18 protein-coding genes are annotated in these 22785 nt (G+C 69.1%); 6 read left to right on the top strand and 12 right to left on the bottom strand.

All coding sequences use genetic code 11. The features are described 5' to 3' along the window. The first annotated feature begins 40 nt into the window (after nt 1–40). Nucleotides 41–469, top strand: a complete 429-nt coding sequence (gene msrB, locus CKW34_RS10345; protein WP_059381498.1) for a peptide-methionine (R)-S-oxide reductase MsrB — start codon at nt 41–43, stop codon at nt 467–469. Here msrB and CKW34_RS10340 read toward each other — a convergent pair. Next, the gene (locus tag CKW34_RS10340; RefSeq protein WP_016694444.1) at nt 432–1157 is read right to left on the bottom strand and encodes an HAD family hydrolase; all 726 of its coding nucleotides are present in this window, start codon (nt 1155–1157) and stop codon (nt 432–434) included. The two genes, msrB and CKW34_RS10340, sit on opposite strands and share 38 nt — an antisense overlap. Before the next feature lie 34 nt (nt 1158–1191). Continuing rightward, the gene (locus CKW34_RS10335; protein WP_059381305.1) at nt 1192–2454 is read right to left on the bottom strand and encodes a serine hydrolase domain-containing protein; all 1263 of its coding nucleotides are present in this window, start codon (nt 2452–2454) and stop codon (nt 1192–1194) included. 50 nt (nt 2455–2504) lie between these two features. On the opposite strand from CKW34_RS10335, the gene CKW34_RS10330 reads away from it, so the two are divergent. Next, a complete protein-coding gene (locus CKW34_RS10330) occupies nt 2505–3473 on the top strand; it encodes an L-lactate dehydrogenase (protein ID WP_059381304.1) in 969 nt (322 codons plus the stop codon). A 4-nt stretch (nt 3474–3477) separates the two neighbouring features. On the opposite strand, the gene CKW34_RS10325 is transcribed toward CKW34_RS10330, so the two are convergent. The 4 genes from CKW34_RS10325 to hemE are packed head-to-tail and all read right to left on the bottom strand — an operon-like array spanning nt 3478 to nt 8972. Next, nucleotides 3478–5763: a molybdopterin-dependent oxidoreductase gene (locus tag CKW34_RS10325; protein ID WP_059381497.1), complete on the bottom strand. Its 2286-nt coding sequence runs from the start codon at nt 5761–5763 to the stop codon at nt 3478–3480. Between the two features lie 55 nt (nt 5764–5818). Then, nucleotides 5819–6514, bottom strand: a complete 696-nt coding sequence (hemQ, locus tag CKW34_RS10320; RefSeq protein WP_006551366.1) for a hydrogen peroxide-dependent heme synthase — start codon at nt 6512–6514, stop codon at nt 5819–5821. Between the two features lie 5 nt (nt 6515–6519). Further along, nucleotides 6520–7878, bottom strand: coding sequence for a protoporphyrinogen oxidase (locus tag CKW34_RS10315; RefSeq protein ID WP_059381303.1), 1359 nt, complete (start codon nt 7876–7878; stop codon nt 6520–6522). Beyond that, the gene (gene hemE / locus CKW34_RS10310) at nt 7875–8972 is read right to left on the bottom strand and encodes a uroporphyrinogen decarboxylase (RefSeq protein ID WP_059381302.1); all 1098 of its coding nucleotides are present in this window, start codon (nt 8970–8972) and stop codon (nt 7875–7877) included. Before hemE ends, CKW34_RS10315 begins: the two co-directional genes overlap by 4 nt. A gap of 167 nt (nt 8973–9139) precedes the next feature. Here hemE and CKW34_RS10305 point away from each other — a divergent pair, with 167 nt between their 5' ends. The 3 genes from CKW34_RS10305 to CKW34_RS10295 all read left to right on the top strand — a co-directional run bounded on the left by CKW34_RS10305 (nt 9140) and on the right by CKW34_RS10295 (nt 12577). Continuing rightward, nucleotides 9140–9715 (top strand): DUF3000 domain-containing protein, encoded by a 576-nt coding sequence (locus tag CKW34_RS10305; RefSeq protein WP_026061620.1) that lies wholly within the window; start codon nt 9140–9142, stop codon nt 9713–9715. Between the two features lie 50 nt (nt 9716–9765). Further along, complete coding sequence (locus tag CKW34_RS10300) at nt 9766–11208, top strand: WS/DGAT/MGAT family O-acyltransferase (RefSeq protein ID WP_059381301.1); 1443 nt, start codon at nt 9766–9768, stop codon at nt 11206–11208. A gap of 115 nt (nt 11209–11323) precedes the next feature. Beyond that, nucleotides 11324–12577: an HRDC domain-containing protein gene (locus CKW34_RS10295; RefSeq protein ID WP_059381300.1), complete on the top strand. Its 1254-nt coding sequence runs from the start codon at nt 11324–11326 to the stop codon at nt 12575–12577. Between the two features lie 45 nt (nt 12578–12622). Here CKW34_RS10295 and CKW34_RS10290 read toward each other — a convergent pair whose 3' ends face one another. Then, nucleotides 12623–13423 carry an oxygenase MpaB family protein gene (locus tag CKW34_RS10290; RefSeq protein ID WP_059381299.1) on the bottom strand — a complete coding sequence of 267 codons (801 nt, stop codon included), beginning with the start codon at nt 13421–13423 and terminating at the stop codon, nt 12623–12625. A 288-nt stretch (nt 13424–13711) separates the two neighbouring features. Between CKW34_RS10290 and CKW34_RS10285 the strand changes: the two genes are divergently transcribed. Then, complete coding sequence (locus CKW34_RS10285) at nt 13712–15109, top strand: sugar porter family MFS transporter (protein ID WP_059381298.1); 1398 nt, start codon at nt 13712–13714, stop codon at nt 15107–15109. A gap of 79 nt (nt 15110–15188) precedes the next feature. On the opposite strand, the gene dxs is transcribed toward CKW34_RS10285, so the two are convergent. The 5 genes from dxs to CKW34_RS10260 form a co-directional block, all read right to left on the bottom strand. Continuing rightward, a complete protein-coding gene (gene dxs, locus CKW34_RS10280) occupies nt 15189–17132 on the bottom strand; it encodes a 1-deoxy-D-xylulose-5-phosphate synthase (protein ID WP_080968164.1) in 1944 nt (647 codons plus the stop codon). 159 nt (nt 17133–17291) lie between these two features. Further along, the gene (locus CKW34_RS10275; protein WP_059381296.1) at nt 17292–18887 is read right to left on the bottom strand and encodes an MDR family MFS transporter; all 1596 of its coding nucleotides are present in this window, start codon (nt 18885–18887) and stop codon (nt 17292–17294) included. Next, nucleotides 18884–19342 carry a MarR family winged helix-turn-helix transcriptional regulator gene (locus CKW34_RS10270; protein WP_059381295.1) on the bottom strand — a complete coding sequence of 153 codons (459 nt, stop codon included), beginning with the start codon at nt 19340–19342 and terminating at the stop codon, nt 18884–18886. The genes CKW34_RS10275 and CKW34_RS10270 overlap by 4 nt, the downstream gene beginning before the upstream one ends. 148 nt (nt 19343–19490) lie before the next feature. Next, a complete protein-coding gene (locus CKW34_RS10265; RefSeq protein WP_059381294.1) occupies nt 19491–20774 on the bottom strand; it encodes a class I SAM-dependent RNA methyltransferase in 1284 nt (427 codons plus the stop codon). Beyond that, nucleotides 20771–22768 carry an APC family permease gene (locus tag CKW34_RS10260; protein WP_059381293.1) on the bottom strand — a complete coding sequence of 666 codons (1998 nt, stop codon included), beginning with the start codon at nt 22766–22768 and terminating at the stop codon, nt 20771–20773. The genes CKW34_RS10265 and CKW34_RS10260 overlap by 4 nt, the downstream gene beginning before the upstream one ends. Nucleotides 22769–22785 lie beyond the last annotated feature (17 nt).

Here is a 22785-nt window from a genome sequence, read left to right as displayed (position 1 = left end):
AGACGTGACGCGTGCGCCGACCGCGGTTAGCGTGGAGATCATGACGTCTGCTCCTCGATCCGAACCCGCGCCCAAGGTCGTCCACACCGACGAGGAATGGCGCGCGAAGCTCACTCCCGCCGAATTCGCCGTGTTGCGGCAGGCCGGCACCGAGCGCCCCTTCGTCGGCGAGTACACCGACACCGAGACCGAGGGCATCTACGAATGCCGCGCGTGCGGTGCCGAACTGTTCCGCAGCACCGAGAAGTTCCACTCCCACTGCGGGTGGCCGTCGTTCTTCGACCCCGCCGACTCCGACGCCGTGATCCTGCGCGAGGACAACTCGCTCGGCATGCGGCGCATCGAGGTGGTGTGCGCGACGTGCCACAGCCATCTCGGGCACGTCTTCGAGGGCGAGGGTTACCCGACGCCCACCGACCAGCGGTACTGCATCAACTCGATCTCCCTGCGCCTGGTTCCGTCGGAGTGATCCCGGCCGCGGCCAGCGCGGTCCACAGCGCGTCGTGCCGTTCGGCGGTCGGTGCCGGTTCGACGAGTTCGAAGGCGCATCCGATCGACCGGGCGGCACCGTCCGCTTTCTCGCTGTCGCCGATCATCAACGTGCGCTGCGGGTCGACGCCCAGTGCGTCGACTGCGTAGCGGAAGATCTCCGGCTCGGGCTTGACGGCGCCCACCTCGAAGGAGAGCGCGAACACCGACACGAGGTCGTCGATACCGAGGCGCGCGAAGGCCGGTCGCAGGTCGAAGGCGATGTTGCTCACCACGCCGACCGCGATGCCGTCGCCGGCGAGTGCCTCGACGACGGGGACGGTGTCCGGATAGACGGTCCAGCAGTCGGGGTCGGTCACCTTCTCGTAGAGCGCCTGTGCCTGCTCGGGATCGGCCACGCCGGACTTGCGCAGCACCGTCAGGTAGGCCTCGCGGTGCCAGCGCGGCTCTCGGTCGCGGTTGGTCCACGCGTGGTGCTCGTCGGCGTCCATCTCGACGGGCTGCCCGACGGGTTGCGTCAGCCGCCGCATGAGTTCGGCCTGCCGGTGCACGTCGAAGGGTCTGCCCTCGTGGTCGGTGACGTCCGCGAGCCAGCTCTCGTCCTCCTCGAGCCGGAAGAGGGTGCCGGAGAAGTCGAACAGGACGGCATCGAAGGGGGTCTCGGCCATGCCCCGAGGCTAACGGCTGCGCGACATCGGCAGGTCAGCTCGGGTACATCTCCTCCATGAGACTCTTGGCCGCGGTCGACGCGGGATCACGGCCGTCGACCCCGGGCGCGAGATCGGTCCATACGATCAGCGTGACGCCGTTGTCGGGATCGGAGCCCATGAACGAGTTGTACCCGGGCAGTTCACCGGTGTGCCCGTACATGGGACCCCTCTTCGCGATGCCCCAGCCGTAGCTCGGGGCGTCCGGGTTCGCCGGATCGGTCGACTGCATGGTCGTCATCCGCTGCTGCTGCAGGTCCGCGTCGAGGAGGTCGCCGCCGGTCAGCGCCTCCACCCACGTGGCGAGGTCCTCGGCGGTCGAGATACCCCCGCCCGCCGCCCATGCCCACGACGGGTTCATCCTGGTCACATCGGTCGGTTCGAGCGTGCCGTCCCGGGCCTCGGCCTGCATCTCGGGCGGAAGCGCCGGGTCGGTGAGGGTGAGCATGTTGGTGCCGTAGAAGTAACCGTGGGCGTAGGGCGACGGCAGCGACGTGTCGGAGGGCCCCGGGAGCGATGTCCTGGTCAGACCGGTCGAACGGAAGAGGCGCTCGTCGAAGATCTGCGCGAGCGGTCTGCCGTCGAGTTGTTCGGCGATCAGGCCGAGCAGCACGTAGTTGGTGTTGGAGTAGTGGTAGCCCTCCCCCGGCGGGAAGTACGGCGGGTTGGCGAACGCGAGGTCGAGCAGTTCCTCGGGCTGCCAGACCCGTTCGGGATCGTCGTCCATCGCCTGGTTGAACTCCGGTGTCTCGGTGTAGTTGTAGAGACCGGACCGCATGTTCAGCAGTTGTTCGATCGTGATGGCGTCGCCGTTCGGGACGTCGGGTCGATGCTTCGACACCGGATCCGACAGTGCGAGGTTCCCGTCCTGCACCTGCTGCAGGATCACGGTCGCCGTCCAGGTCTTGGTGTTGGAACCGACCCGGACATGGTCGTCGAGGGAGACCGGGTCCCCACCGTCGCGCTCGGTGGTCCCGTAGGTGGCGGTGACGGTGCCGGACGGTGTCCGCAGCAGGGCCGCGGCACCGGGCACCAGGAACTCCTGCGCCGTCTGCTCGAGTACCTGTTCGAGCCGCGCCTGGTCGACCGGGTTCACGGCGGTGTCCGTCGCGGAGACCCCCGCAGCCGTACCGGGCGGGGAGGTCCCCTCGGTCGGCGAACTGTCGTCGTCGGACCCCGAGCAGGCTCCGACGATCATCGCAACTGCGACCGCGGCACCGGCCGCGCGCAGGGAACGTGCCGATGCGGACCGGTTCATGAATCCCAACGGTAGCGAGCGAGCCGCCCGTATGAGCCACAATTCCTCGCATGGGTGAGACGGGTACGAGAATCCGGCGACACACGAAGCTGTCCGTCGTCGGCGCCGGGAGCGTCGGTACCGCAGTGGCGTACGCGTGCCTGCTCCGGGGATCGGCGGACGCGATCGCGCTGTACGACACGAATGCCGCGAAGGTGCGCGCGGAGGTCCTCGACCTGAACCACGGCACCCAGTTCGCGCCGTCGTGCCGCATCGAGGGCAGCGACGACATCGCCGTCACCGCCGGTTCCGATCTGATCGTCGTGACCGCCGGTGCCAAACAGCATCCCGGCCAGTCCCGCCTCGATCTCGCGGCCGCGAACGTCGCCCTGGCACGGGACCTGACTCCCGGCCTCCTGTCCGTCTCCCCCGAGGCGGTGGTCGTCTTCGTCAGCAATCCGGTCGACATCGTCACCCGCGCCGCGATCGCGGCGAGCGGCATCGCGGACGGCCGGATCTTCGGGTCGGGCACGGTGCTCGATTCCGGCCGGCTGCGATATCTGCTCGCCCACCGCGCCGACGTCGCGATCGAGAACGTCCACGCGTTCGTCGTCGGGGAGCACGGCGATTCGGAGGTCGCACTGTGGTCGGGCGCGACGATCGGGGGTGTGCCGGTGAAGTCCTTCTCCGTCGACGGCCGGCCGGTCTTCGATCCGGAGACCCGCGCCGAACTCTTCGACGAGGTCGTGCGCAGCGCCTACGAGATCATCCGCGGCAAGGGCGCCACGAATCTCGCGATCGGCCTGTCGAGCGCCCGCATCGTGGAGGCCGTGCTGCGGAACCAGCGCCGCGTGCTCGCGGTCTCGACGCTGCAGACCGGGCGGCACGGCCTGCAGGACGTCTGCCTCTCGCTGCCCACCGTCGTCGACGCGCGCGGCGCGCACACCGTGCTCGACGTGCCGCTGTCGCCGGAGGAGGAGGCGGGGCTGGCCGCCTCCTCGGCCACTCTGCGCGAGGTCCAGGCGTCCCTCGGCCTGTGACCGCTCAGCGCTGCCGGACGACCGGCGGATCGTAGGCCCGGATGGGCGGCAACTCGCCGTCGAACCGCTCGACGTCGACGAGCACGTGCTGCCCCGTGCACCCGTGGGACAGCGACGACGTGCCGACATCGGGGGTGAGCACGTTCGCGTTCCCGTGCACACACATCGACCCGGGATCGGACGGATCCAGCGGGTCGTACCAGGCTCCGGTCGCGAGCTGGACGACGTTCGGCAGCAGGCCGTCGTCGAGGACCACCCCGGCGAGGCAGGAACCCCGTTCGTTGAAGACGCGCACGATGTCACCGGCCTCCAGACCTCGCGCGGCCGCGTCCTCGGGATGCATCCGGATCGGTTCGCGTCCACGGATCTTCGATGCCTGGCTCACCGAACCGTGATCGAGCTGCCCGTGCAGGCGGGTGGCCGGCTGGTTGGCGATCAGGTGCAGCGGGAACCGCTCGACCCGCGAGGAGCCGAGCCATTCGTCGGGTTCGTACCAGGTGGGATGCCCGGCGCAGTCGTCGTATCCGAACGAGTCGATGTCGGCGGAGAAGATCTCGAGCCGTCCGCTGGGGGTCCGCAGCGGATTAGCCTCGGGGTCGGACCGGAAGTCCTCGAACAGCGTCAGATCGTCCTCGGTCCGCATCCGGACCGGTCCGCCGAACCAGAAGTCGTCGAAGGGCGGTGGGTCCTCGATCCGGCGGTCGTCGGCGAGGACGAAACCGCGCCACTGCTCGTAGAGGTGCTCGAGCCACTGCCGCGAGGTCCGGCCCTCGGTGAACTTCTCGCCGAAACCGAGACGGTGGGCGAGATCGGTGAAGGTGTCGTAGTCGTCGCGGGCGTCGGCGAACCGCGGGACGGCGGCCTGCATCGCGACGAGCAGCGGATCGTTGCGCGTGCACGTCAGATCGTCGCGTTCGAGCGCCGTCGTCGACGGCACGACGATGTCGGCATGCTTGGCCATCGGCGTCCAGTACGGGTCGTGGACGACGATCGTGTCGGGTCGCTGCAGGGCACGCCGCAGCCGGCCGATGTCCTGGTGGTGGTGGAAGGGGTTGCCGCCCGCCCAGTACACGAGCCGGATGTCGGGGAAGGTCAGGCGTTGCCCGTCGTAGTCGAACTGCTCCCCCGGCCGCAGCAGCAGGTCGGAGATCGCGGCGACGGGGATGAAGTCCTCGACGTCGTTGTTGCCCTGGAAGAGGGTGGGCAGCGGATACGGGACGGGAGCGAGACCGGGTTCGTTCATCGAACCGTAGCCGTGGCCGAAACCGCCTCCGGGAACGCCGAGTTGGCCGAGCATCGCGGCGAGGGTCACGCCTGCCCAGGGCGCCTGCTCGCCGTGCCGCACGCGTTGCAGCGACCACGTGACCGACACCAGGGTGCGGCCTCGGGCCATGCGCCGCGCGAGGTCGACGAGGGTACCGGCCGGGATGCCCGACAGTCCGGCGGCCCACTCGGGGGTCTTGGGGACGCCGTCGGTGCGGCCGAGCAGGTATTCCTCGAAGCGGTCGTAACCGGTGCAGTAGCGGTCGAGGAACTCGCGGTCGGCGAGGCCTTCGGTGGCCAGGACGTAGCCGAGGGCGAGTATGATCGCGACGTCGGTGCCCGGCCGGGGTGCCAGCCACTCGTGCTCACCGTGCACGTCGCTGCGGATCGGGCTGAACGAGACGATCCGGCCGCCGCGGGCCCGCATCCGGTCGAGGGCGTCGCGGGTGGGGTGGTCGCTCGTGCCGCCGTCGTTGACGGCGGTGTTCTTGAGCGGGATCCCGCCGAAGCACACCATCAGATCGGTCTCGCGGGCGATGACCTCCCAGGAGGTCGAGCGCGCGAACAGTTTCCAGTGGGTCCCCACGACGTGCGGCATGATCACGCCGGTCGCGCCGAGCGAGTAGGAGTGCACCGAGCGGGTGTAGCCGCCGAACATCTTCAGAAAGCGGTGCACCTGGCTCTGTGCGTGGTGGAACCGGCCGGGTGCCGACCAGCCGTAGGAGCCACCGAAGATCGCCCGGTTGCCGTGCCGGTCCTTCACACGCTGCAGTTCGCCCGCGAGGATCTCGGTGAGTTCGTCCCACGAGACGGCGACGAACTCGTCGTCGCCGCGTCGTGAGCTCGGTCCCGGTCCGTTCTCGAGCCAGCCGCGGCGCACGGCCGGGCCGGCGACGCGAGCACGGTGCCGCACCGATCCGGGGATGTTCCCCAGGATCGGTGAGGGGTCGCGGTCCCCGGCGTAGGGGCGCACGGCGACGACCTCGCCGTCGCGTGCCTGCGCCGAGAACATCCCCCAGTGCGCCATCTGGGAGAACAGACGACCTTCCCCCTCGGGTGGCACCGCGCTCGTCGAGGTCACGTCAGGGCAGCGACGCGACGAGGGCTTCGACGTCGACCCGCGGTCCGGTGAAGAACGGGGTCTCCTCGCGGACGTGCAGGCGCGCGTCGGTGGCCCGCAGGTCGCGCATGAGGTCGACGATGCGGTGCAGCTCCGGCGCCTCGAAGGCGAGGATCCACTCGTAGTCGCCGAGCGCGAAGGCCGGAACGGTGTTGGCGCGGACGTCGGGGTAGCCGCGGGCCGCCATGCCGTGGTCGGCGAGCATCTTGCGACGCTGCTCGTCGGGCAGCAGGTACCACTCGTAGGACCGCACGAAGGGGTACACGCAGACGTAGTTGCCCGGTTCCTCCCCCGCGATGAAGGCGGGGAGGTGGCTCTTGTTGAACTCCGCGGGCCGGTGCAGTGCGGTGTTCGACCAGACCGGGGTGCTCGCGCGGCCGAGGATCGTGGTGCGCCGGAAGTCGGCGTACAGCTTCTGCAGATCCTCGATGTGCTCGGCGTGCGTCCAGATCATGAAGTCGGCGTCGGCGCGGGTGCCGGCCACGTCGTAGATACCGCGCACGATCACGTCGGTGTCGTCGAAGCGGGCGAAGAACGCCTTCGCGTCCTCGATCGCCGCGGTGCGGTCGTCGCCGAGGACGCCGGGCCGGACCTGGAAGACCGACCACATCGCGTAACGGAGTGTGGAATTGAGCTTGTCGTAGTCGAGACGTGCCATGACGTTCATCCTTCCATTCGTGCAGCCAGGCGTGCGGCCGCGGCCGTGCCTGTTGCGACACATGCGGGTACGCCCACACCGTGCAGCATCGCGCCGGCGACCTCGAGTCCGTCGATCCCTGCGATCTCGGCCTCGAAGGCGGCGACGATCTCGCCGTGGTGTTCGCGGTACTGCGGCAGCCCGCCGTGCCACCGCTGCACGAAGGCGGCCACCGGTTCGGCGTCGACTCCGGTGACGGTCGCGAGATCCGCGCGGGCCAGCGCGATCAGATCGGCTTCGGACGCGTCGACGAGCGCGTCGTCGCCGAACCGTCCGAACGACGCGCGGGCGAGCGCGACGGGTCGTTCGGCGAGGTGCGGCCACTTGCGGCTCGACAGCGTGAAGGCCTTCGCCGACAGATCCTCCCCCGTCGCGACGAGGATCCCGGAGTTCTGCGGCAGACCGGCGTCGTGCGGCAACGCGAGCGCGACCACCACCGACGAGGCGAGCGGGATCTGCGCGGCGCACTGCGCGGCGGATCTCACGCTGTCGGCGAGCAGCCGGGCGGCGTCCGGGGCGGGCACGGCGAGCACCACACCGTCGACCTCGCCGAGCGGGTCGACAGACCACCGGCCGGCGCTGCGCTTCAGTCCGGATGCCGCCGTGCCGTACAGGAACTCGGCGTCGGCCTCGCGGACGAGGGCCTCGATCAGCACGCCGTAGCCCTCGCGCAGCGTCCCGAAGACCGGGGCGTCCGTCTTCGGGGGCAGGGCGCGGGCGACGGCCTCGCTCAGGCTCGTCGCGCCGGCGTCGAGCGCCGCCGCGAGCGTCGGGACGGTGGCGCGGACACCCGCGGTGTCGGACAGCCCCGAGTACACCCCGCCGAGCAGCGGGTCGACGCTGCGCCGCACCACCTGCTCACCGAAGCGTGCTCGGACGAGATCCGCGACGGAGACGTCGGAGTCCCGGTCCCAGTGGAACGGCACGGTGGGTTCGGCGGCGATGCGTGCCAGGGTCTCGTCGTCGACGAGTCCTTCGACGGACTGCGCGGATGCGGGGATGCCCATCAGCGTGCCCGCCGGCAGCGGATGCAGTCGCGCGTCGGCGTACAGGAGGGGACGGGCCGCCGAGGGGTGGACGATGTGGTCGCTCAGGCCGAGTTCCTCGACGAGCGCGAGCACCTCGGGTCGGCGTGCGATGAACGCCTCGGCACCGACGTCGACCGGGTCGCCCGCGAGCGGGACCGTGCGGAGCTTGCCGCCGAGCCGCGTCGACCGTTCGAGCACGACGATCCGCGCGGCGGCGCCGAGCGAACGACGCAGCCGGTACGCGGCGACGAGCCCGCTGATCCCACCGCCGACGACCGCGACCGTCGGCGGGGTCACAGCGAATGCACCAGCTCGACCACTCGGGTGATGACGTCGGGATCGGTGTCGGGCAGGACACCGTGACCGAGGTTGAAGATGTGTCCTACAGCGCCGGCCTCGAGAGCACGGTCGGCCTCGGCGACGATGCGGCGCACCTCGCGTTCGACGACCTCCCGGCCCGCGAACAGGATCGCGGGGTCGAGGTTGCCCTGCAGGGCCTTGCCCGGGCCGACGCGGGTCGCGGCGACGTCGAGCGGGATGCGCCAGTCGACGCCCACCACGTCGGCGCCCGCCTCACCCATGGCGCCGAGGAGCTCACCGGTGCCGACACCGAAGTGGATGCGCGGCACCCCCGCACCGGCGATCTCGGCGAAGACACGCTCGGAGTGCGGCAGGACGTACTCGCGGTAGTCCGCGAGAGAGAGGGCACCGGCCCACGAGTCGAAGAGTTGGACGGCGTCGACACCGGCACCGATCTGCGCGCGGAGGAAGGCGATGGCGACATCGGTGAGCTTGCCGAGGAGGGCGTGCCAGGTCTTCGGGTCGGCGTGCATGAGCGCCTTGGTGCGCTCGTGGTTGCGGCTCGGGCCGCCTTCGACGAGATAGGACGCCAAGGTGAAGGGCGCGCCCGCGAACCCGATGAGCGGGGTGTCGCCGAGCTCGCGGGTCAGCAGACCGACCGCGCGGGCGACCGCTCCGACCTCCTCGGCCTCGAGGGTCGGCAGCGCGGTGACGTCGGCGGCGGTGCGGACGGGGTTCGCGACGACCGGGCCCGTGCCGGCGACGATGTCGAGGTCGATCCCGGCGGCTTTGAGCGGGACGACGATGTCGGAGAACAGGATGGCGGCGTCGACCTTGTGCCGCCGCACCGGCTGCATCGTGATCTCGCAGACCAGTTCGGGGTCGAAGCAGGATTCGAGCATGCCGATGCCGGCCCGGATCTCGCGGTACTCGGGCAGGGAGCGGCCGGCCTGGCGCATGAACCACACGGGGCGGTGGGCAGGCTTCTCGCCGCGCGCGGCCGCCAGCAGGGGCGCATGAGGCAGGATCCTCCGCGCGGGGTACTCCGCGGGCACCGCAGATCCGACGTTCGTGTTCTCCAAGCCGGTCATCGATCCTCGTTCTTCGGGCACTGCGCGCCGTCGCGCAGGGCAGCGTCTGCCGGTCGCACACAGGACGTGTGGTCCGGACCCGCTGCCCATGCTGCCACGCCCGCGCCGTTCGCCGGAATCGGCGCGCCTCCCGCGTGCGGTGCGTCACCGGCACTAACCTCCGCTCGGTGACCACCTCGCCCGCCGAGCCGGCCCGCTTCCGTTCCGCAGTCGATGCGATGAACGCGGCCACCGTGCGCCCGGAGATCGAGGTCGGGCCGATCCGGCCCCCGCAACGGCTCGCGCCCTACAGCTACGCGCTGGGCGCCGAGGTCCTGCACGACGAGACCGACCGTGTGCCCGAGCAGTCCGAGGGCGACGCGTTCGGCCGCCTCATCCTTCTCTACGACCCCGACGGCGACGAGGCGTGGCACGGAACCACCCGGCTCGTCTCGTACATCCAGGCCGACGTCGACGAGAGCCTGGCAGCGGACTCGCTGCTGCCGGAGGTCGCGTGGAGTTGGCTCGTCGACGCCCTTGCCGCGCACGGTGAACCGCTCACGGCGCTGGGCGGCACGGTGACGGCGACGACCTCCGTGCGGTTCGGGGACATCGCGGGCCCGGGACGCGCCCACCAACTGGAACTGCGCGCGTCGTGGACCCCGCAGTCCGACATGCTGACCCCACACGTGGAGGCGTTCTGTGACGTCCTCGCATATGCCGCGGGTCTGCCTCCGGCGGGGGTTGCGCGACTCCAGCGGTGAAAACCGCTGCAATCCGCCGGATTTCTAGAACCTGTTCTACTCTTGGTTCCATGCAGCGTCTCAGCGGGCTCGATGCCGGTTTCCTCTATCTCGAGACCCCAAGTCAGCTCCTCCACATCTGCGGGCTGATCGTGCTGGATCCGTCCACCGTCCCGGGCGGCTACGACTACGTGAGCCTGCGCAACGAACTCGAAGCGCGCCTCACCGCCGTACCCCAGTTCCGGATGAAGCTCGCCGACAGCAGGTTCAACCTCGACCATCCGGTCTGGGTCGACGACCACGACTTCGACCTCGACCGGCACGTCCACCACGTCGGCGTACCCGCCCCGGGCGGCCGGACCGAGCTCGCGGAGCTGTGCGGACACATCGCCGCGCAACCCCTGGATCGCTCCCGGCCACTGTGGGAGATGTGGTTCGTCGACGGTCTCGACGACGGCAGGATCGCCGTCATCGCGAAGATGCACCACGCCGGGGTGGACGGGGTCTCCGGTGCCGCACTCATCGCGCAGCTGTGCAGCCTCGACCCGGCCGATCCCCGGCCCGAACCGGTGCAGTGGGGTGCCGGCGACGCGAACGATCTCGCCATCGCGATCGCCGGAGCCCTCAACGTCGCCCGCCGGCCCCTCCACCTGCTGCGGATCCTTCCCGGCGCGGTCACATCGCTGACCTCGTGGATCGCCCGCGCCCGACGCGGTGACGCCATGCCCGCGCCGTTCACGGCGCCGCGCACCCCGTTCAACTCCACCATCACCGGACACCGCAACGTCGGCTTCGCCGAGCTGAACCTCGACGACGTGAAGCTGGTGAAGAACGTCTTCGGCGTCACCGTCAACGACGTGGTGATGGCGGTGTGCGCCGGCGCGCTACGCCGATATCTGGAGCGGCGCGGCGAGCTGCCCGACTCCCCGCTCATCGGGATGATCCCGGTCTCGGTCCACGGCAGGTCGGATCGGCCGGGACGCAACCAGGTCTCGGCGATGTTCGCCGACCTCCACACCCACATCGCCGACCCCGCAGAGCGGCTGCGGGCACTCTCGGAAGCGAACGCGGTGGCCAAGGAACACAACGCCGACCTCGGCGCGAACCTGCTGCAGGACTGGTCCCAGTTCCTCGGCGCGGCCGTGTTCGCCCCCGCGATGCGCGCCTACGCCGGACTGCGGCTCGCCGACCGGCATCCGGTGATCCACAACCTCGTGATCTCCAACGTGCCCGGACCTGCCGTGCCGCTGTACTTCCTGGGCGCCCGCATGACGGCGATGTACCCCTTCGGACCGATCTTCCACGGCGCGGCGCTCAACATCACGGTGCTCTCCCTCGACGGCAGGCTCGACATCGGTCTGATCTCGTGTCCCGATCTCGTTCCCGACCTGTGGGAACTCGTCGACGACTTCTCCTCCGCCCTCGAGGACCTCATCCTCGCGGCCGGCGCGGAGAACGACGACATCCTCGCATCGGATGCGGAGCGCGACGATGTCGTCTCGCAGGAGAGGTGACGGCGTCCCGAGGGGAGTTCGCGAGACGTCGAGCGGGTCCGTGCGTGTCCACCGATCGGACGTTCCGGACAGGAACGGAATTGCACACGGGGACGACACCGCTAGAGTCACGCCCATGCCGGCACAGAACGACGAGGACGAGCAGAAGAGCACGAGCGTGACCACGGTGCCGCTCCTCGAACCCCGCGACGGCGTCCCGGAGGTCGTCACCACGGCGCGCGGGGTCGCCGACGCGGCAGCGATGCTCGCGCAGGGACACGGCCCGCTCGCCGTCGACGCCGAACGCGCATCGGGCTACCGCTACTCCGCGCGCGCCTATCTCGTACAGCTCCGTCGTGACGGCGCCGGCACGGTGCTGCTCGATCCCATTCCCACGCGGGACGACCTCGCTCCCCTGGCCGAGGTGATCAACGACCTCGAATGGGTCCTGCATTCCGCCGACCAGGATCTCCCCGGCCTGGCCGAACTCGGGCTCCGCCCGGCGAAGTTGTACGACACCGAACTCGCCGGTCGTCTCGCCGGATTCCCCCGCGTCGGTCTCGCCGCGATCGTGGCCGAGACCCTCGGCCTCGAGCTGCGCAAGGGCCACGGTGCGGCGGACTGGTCGACGCGACCGCTCCCCGACTCGTGGCTCAACTACGCCGCGCTGGACGTCGAACCGCTCGTGGAACTCCGCGACGCGATGGCGCGCGAACTCGAGCAGCAGAACAAGACCGAGTGGGCCGCCCAGGAATTCGAGCACATCCGGCTCGCGGGGCCGCCCGCTCCGAAGCCCGACCGGTGGCGGCGGACGTCCAAGATCCACGCGATCAAGGACCGGCGTCGCCTCGCGATCGTCCGGGAACTGTGGACCACGCGCGACGAGATCGCCGCCCGACGCGACATCGCGCCGGGGCGCATCCTTCCCGACTCCGCGATCATCGCCGCCGCGGAGGCGAATCCCACCACCATCGAACAGTTGCAGAAGCTTCCGGTCTTCGGTGGTCCGCGGCAGCGGCGTTCCTCGCGCGCGTGGCTCAACGCGATCGAGCGGGCCCGTGCACTGCCGGAGGACCGGCTCCCACCCCTCACGCCGCCGCTGACCGGGCCTCCCCCTGCCGGTCGATGGTCGCGTCACCACCCCGAGGAGGCCGCACGTCTCGCCCTCGCGCGCGGCGAACTTGCCGCTCTGAGCGAGGAAGTCGCCGTTCCCGTGGAGAACCTGGTGAGTCCCGAGCTCGTTCGGCGCCTGTGCTGGGACTGGGACGTCTCCGACGGGGTCGACGTCGAGGAGTACATCGAAGGCCGCTTCGCCGAGGGCGGGGCACGGCCGTGGCAGCGCGCGCTGACCGTGCCGCGACTGGCGAAGGCCCTCACGGCGGAGAACTGATCCCCGTCCCTCCTGCGCGTTGCCGGATTCCGGCGCTGCCGCGTCCTAGGCAGCAGCGTGCGCGGACACACCAGAGAACCTCGTGCGCGCATCGCGCAGGACGAGCTTCATGGGCAGGTGCCGTGCCGCCATGGGCAGTGCCCGGTAGACGGGCACCGCGATCCGCATGAGGCGATCGAACCACCGCTGGTGGCTATCGGTCCACGTGAAGCCGTAGGCCTCCCGGATACGGGGATCGAGCATACCCAGGGTGAAGAACCTGGTGAGCGCCATCGTCGGCCGGACGACGATCGGCAACTCGCCCCCGGAGAGCAGGGCGCGCGCGCAGGAACGAACGGTCTCGTCGATCTCGAGATCGTCGACGACGCTGTGCCAGTAGGCATCGAACGCGTCGAGGTCGGCGGGCCACATCTCCTCAGGTACCTGCAGCGATGTGCCGTAGACCGCGAACTCGCGGTACAGCCGTTCGGCCTCGGCCCGATCGAGGCGGCCGAAGAACCGCTCGTACACGTCGCGGCCGCCGTGGAACATCACTGCGGCGATCCACAACTGGAGCTTCGGATCGAAGGCGTTGTATCCCTCGGCGCGAACCGGTGCGTGTGCGCGGTTGACGAAGCGCACGATCCTGCGTCGCTCCTCGTCGTCGCCGAACGCCGTCAGGAAGATGTACGCGCTCGTGTTCCGGAAACGTGTGACGGGATCGATGAGCGCCCTGCTGTGTTCCACCACACCGTGCCCTACCGGAGGCAGAGCGATCTCCATGAGGAACCTCCGGGGCGAGGTCAGCAGGAACGCTGCTTCACTCACCACACCCCGTACCGTCGCGTCCGGTCGTCGCCGAGTCATGGAACGAGACTGTATTCCCAGATCACACCGTGTCAAGTGGGAGTCATCACCGGACGGGAATGTCGCAGTCCGAACGACGGTGCGGAGAGAATACTTCTTAACTTACTGCCCGCTCCGGGCCGTCGTCGCACGCCGTGGATGCGTTGTCCGGGGTCCGTCCTGTGGGCGAGTTCTCGCCGGAAACGTCGAGTCGGCCGTTCGCTGCGGCGTAATGTTCCCCTGAAGAGAACGCAGTGTGTCCAGCCCTTTTCCCGCCCTCGCGGCCAGTTCTCATCCAGGAGTTTCTCGGTGACCCAACCATCGACCGCACACGCCGCGAAAGTCATCGCCGTGACCGTCGCGGCAGCCGTGGGCGGTTTCCTGTTCGGCTTCGACAGCTCGGTCATCAACGGCGCCGTCGACTCCATCCAGGACAACTTCGCGCTCAGTTCGTTCGTGACCGGTTTCGCCGTCGCCATCGCCCTGCTCGGCTGTGCCGTCGGCGCATGGTTCGCCGGACGCCTCGCCGACAGTTGGGGCCGCAAGCGCGTGATGCTCCTCGGCTCCGCCCTGTTCGTCATCTCGTCGATCGGGTCCGGTCTGGCCTTCAGCGTTCCAGATCTCATGCTGTGGCGCGTGCTCGGCGGCCTCGGCATCGGTATCGCCTCGGTCATCGCACCCACCTACATCTCCGAGATCGCACCCGCCCGCTACCGCGGTGCGCTCGCATCGCTGCAGCAGCTCGCCATCACCCTCGGCATCTTCGCGGCCCTGCTGTCCGACGCGGTCCTGCAGAACGCCGCCGGTGGAGCGTCGAACGAGCTGTGGTGGAATCTCGAGGCCTGGCGGTGGATGTTCCTCGTCGGCGTCGCGCCCGCCGTCCTCTACGGCGTACTGGCGCTGACGATCCCGGAGTCGCCCCGCTATCTCGTCGGCAAGGACTTGGACGAAGAGGCCGCGGCCGTGCTGGCCAACGTCACGGGCGAACTCCGGCCCGACGAGCGTGTCCGCGAGATCCGGCTGACGCTGCGGCGGGAGTCGAAGGCGTCCTTCGGCGACATCCGCGGCCCGGTCTTCGGTCTGCAGCCGCTGGTGTGGGTCGGCATCACGATGGCCGTCTTCCAGCAGTTCGTCGGTATCAACGCGATCTTCTACTACTCGACGACCCTGTGGAAGTCGGTGGGCTTCACCGAGAACCAGTCGTTCACGACGTCGGTGATCACGGCCGTGATCAACGTGCTCATGACGTTCGTCGCGATCCTGTTCGTCGACAAGATCGGCCGCCGTCCGCTGTTGATGACCGGTTCGATCGGCATGTTCGTCAGCCTGTTGCTCGCCGCGATCGCCTTCTCGCAGGCGGTCGGCAGCGGTGAGGACGTCGAACTGCCGGCACCGTGGGGGGCGCTCGCGCTCGTCGGCGCGAACGCCTTCGTGATCTTCTTCGCTGCCACCTGGGGCCCGATCATGTGGGTGATGCTCGGCGAGATGTTCCCGAACCGCATGCGCGCAGTGGCCCTCGGCATCAGCACCGCCGCCAACTGGGTCGCGAATTTCACGGTGACGCTGGCGTTCCCGCCGCTCACCTCCGCGGTCGGACTGTGGTTCCTGTACGGACTGTTCGCGTTCTTCGCCCTGCTGTCGTTCTTCTTCGTCAAGTCGAGGATTCCCGAGACCAAGGGCATGGAACTCGAGGAGATGCAGAGCTAGTCGATACAGACGCGAGGGGCGGTATCCGGATCACCGGATACCGCCCCTCGTGTCTGTGTGTACCTGGGTCCGGCCGGACTCAGCCCGCTTCGCGGTCGGACTGCTCGACCGCCGAGGGGCGCGACCGTTCCTCGGGTTCGCTGTCCAGGCCGGCGACCCAACCGGTGACCTGACGCGCCACGTCCTGGGCCGTCAGACCGAGTTCGGCGTGGATCTCGTTGCGGGAGGCGTGATCGAGGAACTTCTGCGGCACCCCGAGATCGCGCGTGGGCACGTCGACGTCGTTGCGGCGCAACGCGGCGGAGACCGCCGAGCCGACACCACCGTGGAGGCCGCTGTCCTCGATCGTGACGACGATCCGGAAGCCACGGGCGAGGTCGACCACCGCGTCGGGCACCGGGAACACCCACCGCGGGTCGACGACGGCAGCGTCGATGCCCTGCTTGGAGAGACGATCGGCGACGTCGAGCGCGAGACCGGCGAAGGCGCCGACCGCGACGATCAGTGCGTCGCCGCGCCGCGATGGCGGCATCCGCAGCACGTCGACGGTGCCGTCGAGACGCTCGATCGCCGGGATGTCTTCTCCCACCGAGCCTTTGGGGAAGCGGAGGACGGTCGGTCCGTCGGAGACGTCGAGCGCCTCACCGAGTTCCTCGCGCAGCGTCGCCCCGTCGCGTGGAGCGGCGACCCGGATGCCGGGGACGATGCCCAGCAAGGACAGATCCCACATGCCGTTGTGGCTGGCGCCGTCGGAGCCCGTCACACCCGCACGGTCGAGCACCACGGTGACCGGCTGCTTCAGCAGCGCGACGTCCATGAGCAGCTGGTCGAACGCCCGGTTGAGGAAGGTCGAGTAGACGGCGACGACGGGATGCATCCCGCCGAGCGCGAGACCTGCCGCCGAGGTCACCGCGTGCTGTTCGGCGATGCCGACGTCGAAGGTGCGGTCGGGGAACCGTTCGCCGAACTTGGCGAGGCCGGTCGGTCCGGGCATCGCGGCGGTGATGGCCACGACGTCCTCCCGTTTCTCCCCCAGCGCGATGAGTTCGTCGGAGAAGACCGACGTCCAGTCGGGGGCGGAGGCGGACTTCGCGCGACCCGTGCGCGGATCCATCACGCCCGTGGCGTGCATCTGATCGGCGAGGTGGTTCTCGGCGGGCGCGTAGCCGGCTCCCTTGCGGGTGACGGCGTGGACCAGGACGGGGCCGCCGTACGCCTTCGCGCGACGCAGAGCCGATTCCATCGCCTGCTCGTCGTGCCCGTCGACCGGTCCGAGGTACTTGATGCCCAGATCGGTGAAGAGCACCTGGGGGCTCACCGCATCCTTCACGCCGGCCTTCATGCCGTGCAGCACCGAGTAGGCCGCCGAGCCGATCCAGGGGATCCGCTTGACGATGCGCCGACTGTTGTCGAGCACCTTCTCGTAGCCGGGCTTGAGACGCAGCGCCGCGAGGTGCTCGGCGAGACCACCGATCGTGGGCGCGTAGGAGCGGCCGTTGTCGTTGACCACGATCACCATCGAGCGGTTCTGCCCGGCGGCGATGTTGTTGAGCGCCTCCCAGCACATACCGCCGGTCAGCGCGCCGTCGCCCACCACGGCCACCACGGTCCGATCGGACTGCCCGGACAGCGAATAGGCCTTGGCGAGCCCGTCGGCGTACGACAGGGCGGCCGAGGCGTGCGACGACTCGATCCAGTCGTGTTCGCTCTCCGCGCGGCACGGGTAGCCGGACAACCCACCCTTCTGCCGGAGGCTGTCGAACTCGTCGCGACGACCGGTGAGGATCTTGTGGACGTAGGCCTGGTGACCGGTGTCGAAGAGGATCGGATCGCGTGGCGAATCGAACACTCGGTGCAGAGCAATGGTCAGCTCGACGACGCCGAGATTGGGCCCGAGGTGACCGCCGGTCGCCGCGACCTTCTCGACCAGGAATTCCCGAATCTCCCCCGCGAGCTCGGTGAGCTCCACAGGGGAGAGTCGACGTAGATCGTCGGGCGACTGGATGCGGGACAGAACACCCAACTGGAACAGCTCCCTCCGGCTCGTGGCTCACGCTCGTCGCGCGAGTGATTTCCTCAGTCTACGGAGCGCAGGAACGGAGCGTCTCCCGCCACCGACTCGCTTCCGCGTGATCTCCTGGTCACCGGCGGACGGATCGTCCGCCGGTGAGCGAGGTCACCCTCACGAGGAGATGTCGGCGCGATCGGCCGGCGACTTCTCCTCGACGAGGTCGATGGTGGTGCGCAACGCCTGGTTCGGAATCAGCACCACTGCCACCAGGGTAACGACCGCGAACGCCGCCGCTACGAGGAAGAGCGTCGCCGTCGCGTCGCCGTAGGCGGCACGGATGACTTCCGCCACCGGTTCGGGAAGCTGGGAGAAGTCGAGGGTTCCGCCCGATCCACCGCCGGAGGTGTCGACACCGAGCTTCGCGAGGCCGTCGGCGGAGATCGTCGCGACACGGGACGCGAGGATCGAACCGAGCACCGACACACCGATCGCGCCGCCGAAGGTACGGAAGAAGGCGACCGAGCTGCTCGCGGCGCCGATGTTGCGCACGCTGACGGTGTTCTGCACGGCGAGGACGAGGTTCTGCATCAGCATGCCGGTGCCCAGCCCCACGATCGCGATGTACACGCTGATCAGCGTGAGCGAGGTGAGGTGGTCGACGGTGCCGAGCAGGCCGAAGCCGACCATCTGCAGGATCGCGCCGCCGATCAGGAAGCCCTTCCACTTGCCGAAGCGCGTGATGAGCTGACCGGAGAGCATCGACGAGACGAGCGTGCCGGCGACCATCGGGATGGTGAGCAGACCGGCGACCGTCGGGCTGTAGGCCCGCGAGGTCTGGAAGTACTGACCGAGGAAGGTGGTGGCACCGAACAGGCCGATACCGACTGCCACGGACGCGATGATCGCGAGGCCGGTGGTGCGTTCGGTGACGATCTTCAGCGGGATGATCGGATCGGCGACCTTGGACTCGACGATCAGCGTCGCGACGAGCAGGACGATGCCGGCACCGACGTAGAGGGCGGACTCGACCGAGAACCACTCGTAGTAGTCGGCCTTACCGGCGAAGGAGACCCAGACGAGCAGGACACTCACGGCAGCGGTGATGAGCGTGGCACCGAACCAGTCGATGCTCACGTTCTCCTTGCGGACGGTCGCGACGTGCAGCGTGCGCTGCAGCAGGATCAGCGCGACGACCGCGATCGGCACGCAGACGTAGAAGCACCAGCGCCAGCCGAGGAGGTCGACGATGACACCACCGAGCACGGGTCCGCCCGACATCGCGACGGCCATGACGGCGCCCATGTAACCGGAGTACCGGCCACGCTGACGGGGCGGGATGATGCTGCCGATGATCGCGACGACGAGAGCGGTCAGACCGCCCATGCCGATGCCCTGGATCACGCGGGCGGCGAGCAGGACCGGCACGTTGTGCGCGATACCGGCCAGCACCGAGCCGATCACGAAGACCAGGATCCCGAGCTGGACGAGCAGCTTCTTGTTGAACAGGTCGGCGAACTTGCCCCAGATGGGCGTCGACGCGGCGTTCGCGAGCAGCGCCGTGGTGATGACCCAGGCGTACTGGGTCTGGGTGCCGTTCAGATCCGCGATGATCGTCGGCAGAGCGGTCGAGACGATGGTGCTGCTCAGCAGCGCCGTGAAGAGAGCCGCGAGGAGGCCCGACAGCACGACGAGGATCTCGCGGTGCGTCATCTGCTCCTCGGCTGCCGGAGCATCCGGCTGCGCTCCCGATCCGGAGACTGTGGTCATGAATTGGTCCTTCGAGTATCGATGACGAGCGGAGCCAGGGACGAGGTGAGACGTTCGAGCGTCGTGATGGCGCCCGCGATCTCGTCCTCGTGCCAGTCCGCGAGTTCTGCGGAGAGCCGTTCGGTCCGGCGCTTCTTCACGAGTTCGAGGATCTCGATACCCGCGACCGAACAACTCACCCGGTGAGCGCGACGATCGTCGGGATCGGGATGTCGATCCACGAGGCCGCGCTCGACGAGTTCGGCGATCTGTCTGCTCAACGACGACTGGCTGACGCACATTTCGACGGCGAGCTCGCTGGGGCGGCACTCCCCCATCCGCGCGAGCACGAACAGCACCGCGACGAGCGCGGAAGGAAGCACATCGGTGTCGTGGTGCACGAGTGCACCACGCAGCGTGCGACCGAACATGAAGATGGCGTCGGCGAGTTCGTGGGCCTGAGCCTTTTCCGGCACAGCGAACCTCCGTCGGAATGAACTAATTGATTACGTCATGCAACTATACAGATTAGTTGCGTACTACAAGCAATCTCTTTCTCATGTCACACCGACCACCCGGATGCGATCCCCGTCACACCCCCCGAGAGGTGCGACGGGAACCGGTTCAACGGGTGAACAGACCGATGCATTCCACGTGATGGGTGGAGGGGAACGCCGCGAAGGCCCGGACGTCCGCCAACTCGAATCCGTGATCCCGGTACAGACCCACATCACGGCCGAAGGACGCGGGATCGCAGCCCACATGGACGATCCGGCGCGGTCCCGCTGCGGCCACGGCGGCCACCACGTCCCTGCCCGCCCCCGCGCGGGGCGGGTCGAGGACGACCACCTCGGGAGCCGGCAGATCGGGGATCACCCGCTCCACGCGCCCGTGACGGAAGGACACCTGACCGAGGTCGGCGAGCGCCTCGATCCCGTCGTCGACGGCGGTCTTCGACGACTCCACCGACACCACCCGACCGGACGGACCGACCTGCTCGGCGAGCACGGCCGCGAAGACCCCCACTCCGCCGTACAGATCCCACGCCGTCGCGCCTTCCGATGCCTGCGCCCAGTCGGCCACCGCCGCCGAATAGGTCGACGCAGCGCCGCGATGGGCCTGCCAGAAACCGGTCGGCGCCAACCGCCATTCGCGCTCGCCGACCCGCTCGACCACACGTCCCGGGCCTTCGATCACCTTCTCCGGCCGGGGCGCGTTCACCGCCGCCCGACGCGACGCAGCGCCACGCCGGCCCTGCCGTCGGGCACCACCCGAGAGAACGGGAGGTGCGATCTCCACCACGTGCCGGCGGCCGTCCGCGTCGAGCACGACCTGCAGCTCCGCTCCGGGCTGCCACACACGATCGGCGAGACCGACGTAGGCGTGCGGATCGATCTGCGGGCACGCCAGTTCCGGGACGACCTCGTTGCTGCGATACCGGCGGTATCCCGGGTTCCCCACCACGTCCACCGCGAGCCGGACCCGGGTGCGCCACAGGGTGCCGTTGGACGCACCACCCGGCACCTCCTCGACGGTCACCTCCCGGTCCACCCCACCGAGCCGGCGCAGTTGCTCGGCCACCACCGCACCCGTGAACCGGCGTTGCGCCTCGACGGTCATGTGCGAGAGGTCGCAGCAACCCGCTCCTCCCGGACCGGAGATCGGGCACACCCGATCGACGCGGTCCTCGGACGCCTCGAGCACGTCCTCCACGTCGGCGAAGCAGAACGACCCGCCCCGGTCCTCGGTCACGCGAGCGAAGACCCGCTCCCCCGGCAGTCCGTGCCGCACGAACACGACGCGTCCCTCGAACCGCGCGACACACGCACCACCGTGGGCGGGGTTGCCGAGGACCACCTCGATCCTCCGGCCGGACCAATCCGTGCGCGGGTGTGCCTGACGATTCACCGCGGTTCCTCCTCGTTGTCGAACTGTCGATCCTGTCCGTTCGGGGTGGCCCGCCCCACCGCGCCGGCGTCCGCGGACGAGCGCAGCTGCCAGGGCACGCTCGTCACCATCACCCCCGGCTGGAAGAGGAGCCGGCTCTTGAGCCGCAGGGCACTCTGGTTGTGGAGCAGTTGCTCCCACCAGTGCCCCACCACGTATTCGGGGATGAAGACGGTCACGACGTCGCGGGGAGAATCGCGCCGCACGCGACGGACGTAGTCGAGGACGGGCCGCGTGATCTCCCGGTAGGGCGACTCGACGACCTTCAACGGCACGGTCAGATCACTCTTCTCCCACTCGAGTACGAGACGCCGCGTGCTCTCGTCGTCGACGTTCACGGTGATCGCCTCGAGGGTGTCGGGGCGGGTCGCCCGGGCGTAGGCGAGGGCGCGCATCGTGGGCAGGTGCAGGGTCGAGACGAGCACGATCGAATGGGTGCGGCTGGGCAGCACACCGTCCCAGTCCGCCCTCTCGAGTTCCGCAGCGACCGTGTCGTAGTGGTGCCGGATCGCCTTCATGAGCACGAACGCGACGATCATGGTCACCACCGCGATCCACGCCCCGGCGGCGAACTTGCCCGTCAGCACGACCAGCAGCACCACCGACGTGGAGACGCATCCGACGCCGTTGATCCACCGCGACCGCACCATGCGGCCCCGCGCCGACGGATCCGTCTCCGTGCCCAGTTCCCGCGTCCAGTGACGCACCATGCCGGCCTGCCCCAGGCTGAACGCGACGAACACACCCACGATGTACAACTGGATGAGCCGGGTGACCTCGGCCTCGAAGACCCACACGAAGACGATGGCGATCCCGGCGAGGAAGAGGATGCCGTTGCTGAAGGCGAGCCGGTCGCCGCGGGTGTGGAACTGACGCGGCAGGTAGCGGTTCTGCGCGAGAACCGAACCGAGCACCGGGAATCCGTTGAAGGCCGTGTTGGCGGCGAGCACGAGGATCACGGCGGTGACGATCGTGATCAGCACGAACGCGACCGGCACCCCGTCGAAGACGGTGTGCGCCAACTGGGAGAGCAGCGTCTTCTGCTCGTAGCCCTCGGGTGCACCCCGCAGCTGGGTGGCGGGATGCTCGGCCACCACCACACCGAGCCGCTCGGCGAGGAAGACCACCCCGAGGAACAACGTGACGGCGATACCGCCGAGCACCAGCAGGGTCGTCGCGGCATTGCGCGCCTTCGGCTTCCGGAAGGCCGGCACACCCGTACTGATCGCCTCGACACCCGTCAGCGCCGCGCAACCGGACGAGAAGGCGCGCGCGAGCAGGAGGACGAAAGCGAGCGCGGTCAGATCCGTCTGCTCGGCGACGAGTTCGAAGTCCGCCGACTCCGCACGCAGATCGTCGCCCAGGACGAAGATCCGGAACAGTCCGGCCCCGAGCATCACCAGCATGCAGCCCACGAATGTGTAGGTGAGGACGGCGAACGCCCGGCCGGCGCGCCGGAGCCCGCGCAGGTTCACCGCGGTCAGCAACGCGATCGCGACGACGACGAAGAGCACCTTGTGCCGGGCGACGAACGGGACGGCCGATCCGACCGTCGCCGCCGCGGACGACAGCGACACCGCGACCGTCAGGACGTAGTCGACGAGCAGCGCACTGCCCACGGTCAGTCCTGCAGTGGGGCCGAGATTCTTCGTGGCCACCTCGTAGTCGCCACCGCCGGACGGATAGGCGCGCACGGTCTGGCGGTAACCGGCGATCACGATCACGAGCACGAAGGCGACCGCGAGACCGATCCACGGGGAGAAGGCATAAGCGGACAGCCCCGCAACGGAGAGGACGAGGAAGATCTCCTCGGGTGCGTAGGCGACCGACGACAGCGCGTCGGAGGCGAAGACGGGCAGTGCGGTGCGCTTGGGCAGCAACTCGTGCCCGAGAGTGTCGCTGCGGAAGGGACGACCCAGCACGAGCCGCTTAGCCGCGGTGGAAAGCTTGGACACGCGCAAAGCCTATGCGG

The organism is Rhodococcus rhodochrous (assembly GCF_900187265.1).
GTDB classification, from domain to species: Bacteria; Actinomycetota; Actinomycetes; order Mycobacteriales; family Mycobacteriaceae; genus Rhodococcus; species Rhodococcus rhodochrous.
This window is presented reverse-complemented; position numbering and strand designations above follow the sequence as displayed.